Here is an 8,397-nt window from a genome sequence, read left to right on the forward strand (position 1 = left end):
CGCGCGCCGGACGGCGACGGTTGCGGGTCGACGATGAACGTGCTGCTGGCCGGCGGCGGCACCGCGGGGCACGTGTCGCCATTGCTGGCCCTCGCCGACCGGCTGGTCAGTGACGATCCGTCGACTCGGGTCCTTGCTTTGGGTACGGCGACCGGGATCGAGGCGCGGGTGGTGCCTGCGCGCGGCTACTCGCTGTACGAGATTCCGCGCGTTCCCTTGCCTCGACGCCCATCGCTGCGCCTGGTCCGGCTGCCCGGGGACCTGGCTGCGGCGGTGCGCGGCGCGCGCGCCGCGATGGCCGAGGTGCAGGCCGATGTCGTCGTGGGGTTCGGTGGATACGTCGCCGCTCCCGCGTATCTCGCTGCGCGGCGCGCGCGCATCCCGATCGTCGTACACGAGCAGAACAGCCGGCCCGGCCTCGCCAACCGGCTGGGCGCCCGGCTGACCCCTTGGGTCGCCGTGACGTTTCCGGCCACCCGGCTGCCGCACGCCGTGCGTACCGGGCTGCCGCTGCGCGCAGAGATCACCGGGCTCGACCGCGCGGCAGAACGCGCGCCGGCACGTCGGTCCTTCGGGCTTGACCCCGACCGCACCACCGTTCTCGTCGTCGGTGGCTCGCTGGGTGCGCAGCGCCTCAATGACGTGTTCCCCTCGATCGAGGGGGACCTGGCTGCGCGAGCCGTGCAGGTGCTGCACATTTGCGGGACCGGAAAGTCGGTCCGGCTCGCGACACCGAACCCGGCATACGTTGTGCGGGAGTATGTGGACCGCATGGACCTTGCCTACGCCGCGGCGGACGTCGTCGTCGGCCGGTCGGGCGCGAACACCGTGAGCGAGGTCACCGCCTTGGGCCTGCCGGCGGTGTTCGTGCCGCTGCCGATCGGCAACGGCGAGCAGCGGCTCAATGCCGAGCCGGTGCAGCAGGCGGGCGGCGCGTTGATCGTCGACAACGCGGAGTTCGGGCCGGACTGGCTGCGGGCGAACCTGTTGCCGTTGCTGGACGATCCGGCCCGGTTGCTCGCCATGGGCCGATCGGCCGCGACTTTCGGCCGGCTCGATGCCGACCGGGAGCTGGCAGAGCTGGTGCGCGTCGCTGCGGGCCGGCGATGACACTCGTCGAGCCGGTCCCCGACCTTCCCGCCGCCGAGCAGCTCGGCCGCGTGCACCTGATGGGTGTGGGGGGAGCCGGCATGAGCGGTATCGCGCGGATCCTGCTGGCCCGCGGCGTCGCGGTCACCGGGTGCGATGCGAAGGAGTCCACGGTGCTCGCGCCGCTGCGGGCGCTCGGCGCGACGGTGGAGATCGGTCACGACCCGGCGCACCTGACCGGCATCGACACCTTGGTCGTGTCGAGCGCGATCCGCCAGGACAACAGCGAGCTCGTGGCCGCGCGCGATCGCGGTGTTCGGGTGCTGCCCAGAGCCGCCGCGCTCGCCTCGGTGATGGCAGGAAGGACCGGGCTCGCCGTTGCGGGAACCCACGGCAAGACCACGACGACATCGATGCTCACCGTGGCAATGCATGCTTGCGGCCGTGACCCGAGCTACGCAATCGGCGGCGACCTGAACGAGCCGGGCTCCAACGCGCATCACGGGACGGGGATGTACTTCGTCGCCGAGGCGGATGAGAGCGACCGCTCGTTCCTCTTGCTCTCGCCGTACGCCGCGATCATCACGAACGTCGAACCCGACCACCTCGACAACTACGGAGACCCGTCGGCCGTCGAGGCGGCATTCGCGGCGTTCGTCGAACGGATCGAGCCGGACGGGATTCTGTTGGTCGGTGCGGACGATTCCGGCGCCCGCCGGCTCGTCGCGGTCGGGCGGCGTCGCGGGCTACACGTGCGAAGCTTCGGCCAGGCGGAAACGGCCGACATCCGGGTCGATGCGCTCGAGCTGTCGGGACCCGGATCGACCTTCGATGTGGTCGCCGACGGCCGGCGGCTGGGCAAGGTGGAACTCGCCGTTCCCGGTGCCTACAACGCCCTGAACGCGGCCGGTGCGCTCGGGCTCGGGCTGGCCCTCGACCTGCCGTTCGCGCAGATGGCCGCCGGCCTGGCCAACTTCGCCGGGGTCCGGCGCCGGTTCGAGCTCAAAGGAGTCGGGGGAGGCGTGCGGGTCTACGACGACTACGCCCACCACCCGACCGAGGTTGCCGCCGCGGCGCTGAGCGCGGCTCGGGGCGTCGCCGGCTCGGGCCGGGTGATCGCGGTCTTCCAGCCGCACTTGTACAGCCGGACCCAGATCTTCGCGGACCAGTTCGGCGCCGCGCTCGGCGCGGCCGACCTGGTGGTCGTGATGGACGTGTATCCGGCCCGCGAGGACCCCGTGCCCGGCGTCACCGGCGCGCTGGTCTCCCGAGCCGTGCCGCTTCCCGCCAACCAGGTGTTCTTCGAACCCTCCTGGTCGGCCGTCCCCGGGTTGGTGGCCGGCCTCGCCCGCTCGGGCGACGTCGTGGTGACGATCGGCGCGGGGGACGTCACGATGATCGGCCCGGCGCTGCTCGACCTGCTCTCGGCGGCGACCGGCTGACGCACGACCGAGCGAGATCACTCGGCCTTCTGCTGACATCGAGACTTCTGCAAGAGTGATCTTCTGTAGGATTACGCGGGGATGAGGCTGGCCGCCTTGACCGCGCGGAAGCGTGCGGCTTAGTGTCCCCGCAGTTCAGGACGGCATAACTCCAACCATCTAGTAGAGCCTGAGGGTTGGGTACGAGCCGAAAGGCACCGCTCCACCCGTCACAACCGTCGATGACACCTTCCCCGGGTCATCGGCGGTGGCGGTTCTCGCGCAGTACCGATGAAGGAAGGCACGCTCGTGGCAGCACCGCAGAACTACCTGGCCGTGATCAAGGTCGTCGGCATCGGCGGCGGCGGCGTCAACGCCGTCAACCGGATGATCGAGGTGGGCCTTCGGGGTGTCGAGTTCATCGCGGTGAACACCGACGCCCAGGCGCTGCTCATGAGCGACGCCGACGTGAAGCTCGACATCGGTCGCGACCTGACCAGAGGGCTCGGCGCGGGAGCGGACCCGGCGATCGGACGCCAGGCGGCCGACGACAACACCGATGAGATCGAAGAGGTGCTGAAGGGCGCCGACATGGTGTTCGTCACCGCCGGGGAAGGCGGTGGGACCGGCACCGGCGGAGCGCCGGTCGTCGCGCGGATCGCGCGAGAGCTCGGAGCGCTCACCATCGGTGTGGTCACCCGACCGTTCTCCTTCGAGGGCAAGCGGCGCGCCACCCAGGCAGAGGAAGGCATCGCCTCGCTGCGCGAGGAGGTCGACACGCTGATCGTCATTCCGAACGACCGGCTGCTCTCCATCAGCGACAAGCGAGTCAGCGTCCTGGATGCGTTCCGCTCTGCCGACCAGGTCCTGCTGTCGGGCGTCCAGGGAATCACCGACCTGATCACCACACCGGGCCTGATCAACCTCGACTTCGCCGACGTGAAGTCGGTCATGTCCGAGGCAGGGTCCGCGCTGATGGGCATCGGCTCTTCGCGCGGCGACGACCGGGCGCTGGTCGCCGCCGAGAGCGCGATCGCCAGCCCGCTGCTCGAGGCGTCGATCGAGGGTGCGCACGGCGTCCTGATGAACGTCTCGGGTGGCAGCGACCTCGGACTGTTCGAGATCCACGAGGCGGCGCAGCTGGTCGCGGATGCCGCACACCCCGACGCCAACATCATCTTCGGTGCGGTCATCGACGACGCCCTCGGCGACGAGGTGCGGGTCACCGTCATCGCCGCCGGGTTCGACGGCGGCGCTCCTCGCGCGCGCACGACCGAACCCCGGCGGGCGTCAGTACGCGAGCCCAAGGTCGAGGTTGCGAACGAGGAGACCCCGGTCGAGCAGACCGTGGACATCACGGACCCACCGGTCGCGGCGCGGGTGCCGGCGGCCAGCCGGGCCGGCGGGCGGGCGGAGCCGCCACGGCGCACCATCGTCTTCGACGACGGCGACGACCTCGACGTCCCCGACTTCCTGAAGTAGGGCCGCGGCGAGCCCTGACCGGCTCGCTAGCGTCGACCCGTGGCAGGCGCAGATATCGGTTCGGCCGGATCGGGTTCGATCGGCGCCGGAGCGTTCGAGCCGGTGCTTGCCGAACTCCCCGCGGGCTTCGTCGGCGGTTTCACCACACGCGGCGGAGGCATCAGCTCGCAACCGTGGGCCGCGCTGAACCTCGGTCTGGGCGTGGGGGACGACCCAGCACTCGTCGGTGCCAACCGGCGCCTGGTTGCGAACTGGCTCGGAGTTCCGCGACTGGTCCTGCCACGCCAGCAACACGGCGCGGATGTACACCTCGCCCGCGTCGGCGATTCAAACGACGTTGGTGAGCCGGCCGTAGACGCGCTCGTGAGCGGTGCGGCCGGGCTGGCGGTCGGCGTCCTGGTCGCGGACTGCGTGCCCGTCCTTCTCGCCGATCCGCGCACGGGAATGTTCGGTGCGGTGCACGCCGGGCGACGCGGACTCGCTGCAGGGGTCATCCAAGCGGCGATGCAGACGATGGCCACAGCCGGCGCCCGCCCCGCCGACATGGTTGCGGTGGTCGGCCCGGCGGTGTGCGGAGGCTGCTACGAGGTGCCGCAGGAGATGCAGGCCGAGGTGGCTGCCGTCGTACCCGGCACTGCGAGTACGACGCGGTCTGGCACGCCCGCGCTCGACCTGCCCGCCGGCGCGGCCGAGATCCTTCGTGGCCTCGGAGTGGGCGCCGTCGCGGCGTCCCGTCTCTGCACCATTGAGGATCCGCGCTTCTACTCCTACCGCCGCGATGGCCGCACCGGCCGGTTCGCCGCGGTGATCGCGCAGCAGGCAGTGCGATGACCGGCCCGACGCCCGACCCGCGCCGTGCGGCCGAGATCGCCGCCAACCTCGCCGACGTCAACGCGCGCATCAGCGCGGCGTGCCTGGCCGCCGGACGGGACCCGGCAGAGCTGACTCTGATCGCGGTGACGAAGACGTTTCCGGCTAGTGACATCGCGATCCTCGCCGGCCTCGGCGTCACGGATATCGGAGAGAACCGCGATCAGGAGGCCGCACCGAAGCATGACGAATGCGGCGGCCTCGGTCTGCGCTGGCACTTCGTCGGCCAGTTGCAGCGGCGCAAGAGCGGGTCGGTCGCGAAGTACGCCGACGTCGTGCACTCGGTCGACCGGCTCGAGCTGGCCGACGCGTTGGCGCGGGCCGCCGACAGCGCCGGGCGCAGCCTGACCGCCTTGATCCAGGTGTCGCTCGACCCCTCGGCGGCCGAGCACGAGGGTCGAGGTGGTGCTTCGCCGCGCGCGGTTGCGGAGCTCGCCGACCGGATCGCCGGCGTCGAGCCGCTCCGCCTCGGCGGGGTGATGGGGGTCGCTCCGCTCGGTGGGTCCAGCGATGACGCGTTCGAGCAACTTGCGCAGGTGTCACGGCAGCTGCGACGAACTCATCCGGCCGCAACGATCGTCTCGGCGGGGATGACCGGTGACTTCGAGTCCGCGATCCGGCACGGCGCGACACACCTTCGGATCGGATCGGCGTTGCTCGGCCCGCGCAGCGGGGTGGTCGGCTAGCCTTCCTCACAGGTCTGCCGGGCACCGCAGGCCGTCGAGCGACCCGAGAAACCGGAGGACGTCACATGGCCGGCGCGATGCGCAAGATGGCCGTCTACCTGGGGCTCGTGGAGGACGAAGAGCTCGATGGCGCCTACGACGACGGCTACGAGGATGGTGCTGCGTTCGATGACCGGACTCACGTGGTCCGGCGACAAGAGGAGCCGACGCTTCGCGTGACCCGCCCCGACGAAGTGATGGAGCGTCAGCCGGTCGCCCGGCACGAGCCGGTCGACACGCTGGATGCCTACCGCATCACGACGGTGCATCCGCGCAACTACAACGAGGCCCGCATCATCGGCGAGCACTTCAGGGACGGCACTCCGGTGATCATGAACCTCACCGACATGGACGACTCGGACGCCAAACGGCTGGTCGACTTCGCCGCCGGCTTGGTCTTCGGCCGGCGCGGAAGCATCGAGCGGGTCACGCAAAAGGTGTTCCTGCTCACTCCCGCCAATGTGGAGATCACCGCCGAGGACAAGTCGCGCATCGCCGGAGCCGGCTTCTTCAATCAGAGCTGACCGCGTCCACATCGGCCATCGACGTTTGGCGGCACCGTGATTGCGGCAATCATCGCGATCTATGTGCTCTACGCGTTCGTCGCGTTGCTGCTGCTGCGGCTCATCATCGACTACGTCATGTACTTCGCGCGGAGCTTCCGTCCCACCGGGATCTGGGCCGCGTTGCTCGAGCTCGCCTACAGCGTGACCGACCCGCCGCTTCGTGCGCTTCGCCGGGTGATCCCGCCGCTTCGGCTCGGCCGGTTCGCGCTCGACCTGTCCTTCATCGTGTTGTTCATATCCGCGTATGTTCTTATCGACGTCATCTCGTCGTACACCTGATGCCGGACCCGACCATGACGCTCCCACCACTTGAGGTGACCATCGATGCCGCTCACTCCTGAAGACGTTCAGAACAAGAGGTTCACGACCACGCGGCTGAAGGCCGGTTACGACGAGGATGAGGTCGACGGTTTCCTCGACGAGGTCGAGGCGGAGCTGCGGCGCCTGCTCGCCGAGAACCAGGCGCTGCGCTCTGCACCCCCGGCCGCGGCGGCACCGGCACCGGCGGCGCCGGAACCTCCGCGCGAGGACCCGAACGAAGCGGCGCTGCGGACGCTCTCGATGGCCCAGCGGACGGCGGAGGAGGCGGTTGCGCAGGCACGAGCAGAGGCTGACCAGCTGCTGACCTCGGCGCGGTCACACGCGGCAACGCTGGAACGCGACGCGAAGACCGAGCACGCCGCGAAGCTCGCCGAGTTCGAGCGCAGCCGCTCGGCCCTTGAGGCGAAGCTCAACGAGCTGCGTGGCTTCGAGCGTGACCACCTCACCCGCATCCGGGCCTATCTCGAGGGCCAGCTCAAGGAGGTCGACAAGCTGGAGAGCGCGGCCTCGCCCTTGCTCAGCGCGCCCTCGCGACCCGGCGCTGCGCCTACCGGTACGTCGTCGCCGGCTGCGCCGGCGGCCGCGAGTGCACCGGGCGGCGCGACCCCGGCTGCGCCGGATACCGGTGCGCTCGGTGTCCCGCGGGTTGCGACCCCGTCAGCCGGCGCCACCGGCACGTCGGCGGCTACGCCACCCACGCCGCCTGCTCCGGCCGCTCCGCCGGCGGCGCCTCCTGCGCCACCGGCATCGGGTTCCGCACCGGGTGGACCGTTCAGCTCGGCACCGGTGCCGGCCTCACCCCAGGACTCACCGGAGCTGTTCACACCCCCGGCCGGTGCGTCAGGTGAGCCGTTCTCGACCGACGTGGACGCCGACAGCGACGTGCCGTCGGGTCCGCCTTCGCAGGCCGACGATGGCGAGACCGACGACTCCGCGCACTGAACACCTCGGCCGCGCGGGCCATTCACGCACCGGAGCCGATCAACTCCCGCTGACTAGAATCGCTCGTGCGGGTGCCAAGTCGTCGGCGACGTTGCGGCCTGATCGTGCGCCCGACCGCACCACCGAAACGGAGCTGACCACGTGATCGTCGCCAGCGGGGTGCTGCTGTTCGTCGCGGTCATCTTGCTGATCGTCGGCTTGCTGCCGTCGATGAGCCTGCACTGGGTGTGGGCGTCGATCGCGGCCAGCATTCCCGCCATCATCACGCTGTGGCTGTCGGTCCGGCACCGGATCGAGCTGCCCGCCGACGTCGCGGACGCGGGCGAGCCGACGGGCGGCGTTCGGCCCGGAGCCGGACGCTTCACCGACGAGGGCGAGTCCGATGTCGTCGTCGTTCCGATGGTCAACGAACCATCCGGCGAGCAGATCACCGAACCGCTCGCGCGGCCCGCCCGGCCGCCGGAGCCTTCGACGGGGGTCAGCGAGGCCCCCGTGCCGGCGCCTGCGGTCCCCGTGATCGAGCCGGCCTCAGACCTGCCGCCCGGCAGTGAAGCGCAGGAGTCCGGGCCTGCCGACAGCGCGATCGAGCGGCTGCGCTCCGGATCGTCGCTCAGCGCCACGCCGATGACGCCGGTCGCGCGGCCGGCGCCCGCGCCGCAGCCCGCACCGGACCGGCAATCCGAGCGAGCCACCCCGGCGCCGGTCAAGAAGGCCGCGCCGGCTGCGAAGGCCGCGCCGGTGAAGGCTGCACCGATCAAGAAGGCCGCGCCGGCTGCGAAGAAGGCAGCGCCGACCAAGAAGGCAGCGCCGACCAAGCAGGCGGCTGCCAAGAAGGCAGCACCGGCGAAGACGGCTGCCAAGAAGGCGGCACCGGCGAAGACGGCTGCCAAGAAGAAGGCGCCGCGATCGGCTCCGGCCGGCGCGCAGGCTCGCAGGACCAACCCGCCGAGCCGCCCGGCGCAGCGCTCGACTCCGGCGGCA

9 protein-coding genes are annotated in these 8,397 nt (G+C 70.8%); all 9 read left to right on the forward strand.

All coding sequences use genetic code 11. The features are described from left to right. The first annotated feature begins 33 nt into the window (after positions 1 to 33). Positions 34 to 1,110 (forward strand): undecaprenyldiphospho-muramoylpentapeptide beta-N-acetylglucosaminyltransferase, encoded by a 1,077-nt coding sequence (gene murG, locus VME70_11050; protein HTW20736.1) that lies wholly within the window; start codon positions 34 to 36, stop codon positions 1,108 to 1,110. Continuing rightward, on the forward strand, positions 1,107 to 2,531 hold the full coding sequence (gene murC, locus VME70_11055) for a UDP-N-acetylmuramate--L-alanine ligase (protein ID HTW20737.1): 1,425 nt from the start codon (positions 1,107 to 1,109) through the stop codon (positions 2,529 to 2,531). The genes murG and murC overlap by 4 nt, the downstream gene beginning before the upstream one ends. 288 nt (positions 2,532 to 2,819) lie before the next feature. Further along, positions 2,820 to 3,992, forward strand: a complete 1,173-nt coding sequence (gene ftsZ / locus VME70_11060; protein ID HTW20738.1) for a cell division protein FtsZ — start codon at positions 2,820 to 2,822, stop codon at positions 3,990 to 3,992. A 39-nt stretch (positions 3,993 to 4,031) separates the two neighbouring features. Next, the gene (pgeF, locus tag VME70_11065) at positions 4,032 to 4,823 is read left to right on the forward strand and encodes a peptidoglycan editing factor PgeF (protein HTW20739.1); all 792 of its coding nucleotides are present in this window, start codon (positions 4,032 to 4,034) and stop codon (positions 4,821 to 4,823) included. After that, a complete protein-coding gene (locus tag VME70_11070) occupies positions 4,820 to 5,548 on the forward strand; it encodes a YggS family pyridoxal phosphate-dependent enzyme (GenBank protein HTW20740.1) in 729 nt (242 codons plus the stop codon). Before pgeF ends, VME70_11070 begins: the two co-directional genes overlap by 4 nt. 65 nt (positions 5,549 to 5,613) lie before the next feature. Beyond that, positions 5,614 to 6,111 carry a cell division protein SepF gene (gene sepF, locus VME70_11075; protein ID HTW20741.1) on the forward strand — a complete coding sequence of 166 codons (498 nt, stop codon included), beginning with the start codon at positions 5,614 to 5,616 and terminating at the stop codon, positions 6,109 to 6,111. Between the two features lie 36 nt (positions 6,112 to 6,147). Then, on the forward strand, positions 6,148 to 6,432 hold the full coding sequence (locus VME70_11080) for a YggT family protein (protein ID HTW20742.1): 285 nt from the start codon (positions 6,148 to 6,150) through the stop codon (positions 6,430 to 6,432). Between the two features lie 45 nt (positions 6,433 to 6,477). Then, positions 6,478 to 7,416, forward strand: coding sequence for a DivIVA domain-containing protein (locus tag VME70_11085; protein HTW20743.1), 939 nt, complete (start codon positions 6,478 to 6,480; stop codon positions 7,414 to 7,416). 141 nt (positions 7,417 to 7,557) lie between these two features. Beyond that, a partial coding sequence (locus VME70_11090) for a hypothetical protein (protein HTW20744.1) occupies positions 7,558 to 8,397 on the forward strand: 840 nt, incomplete at its 3' end.

Source organism: Mycobacteriales bacterium, from assembly GCA_035504215.1.
Classification (GTDB): Bacteria; Actinomycetota; Actinomycetes; order JAFAQI01; family JAFAQI01; genus DATAUK01.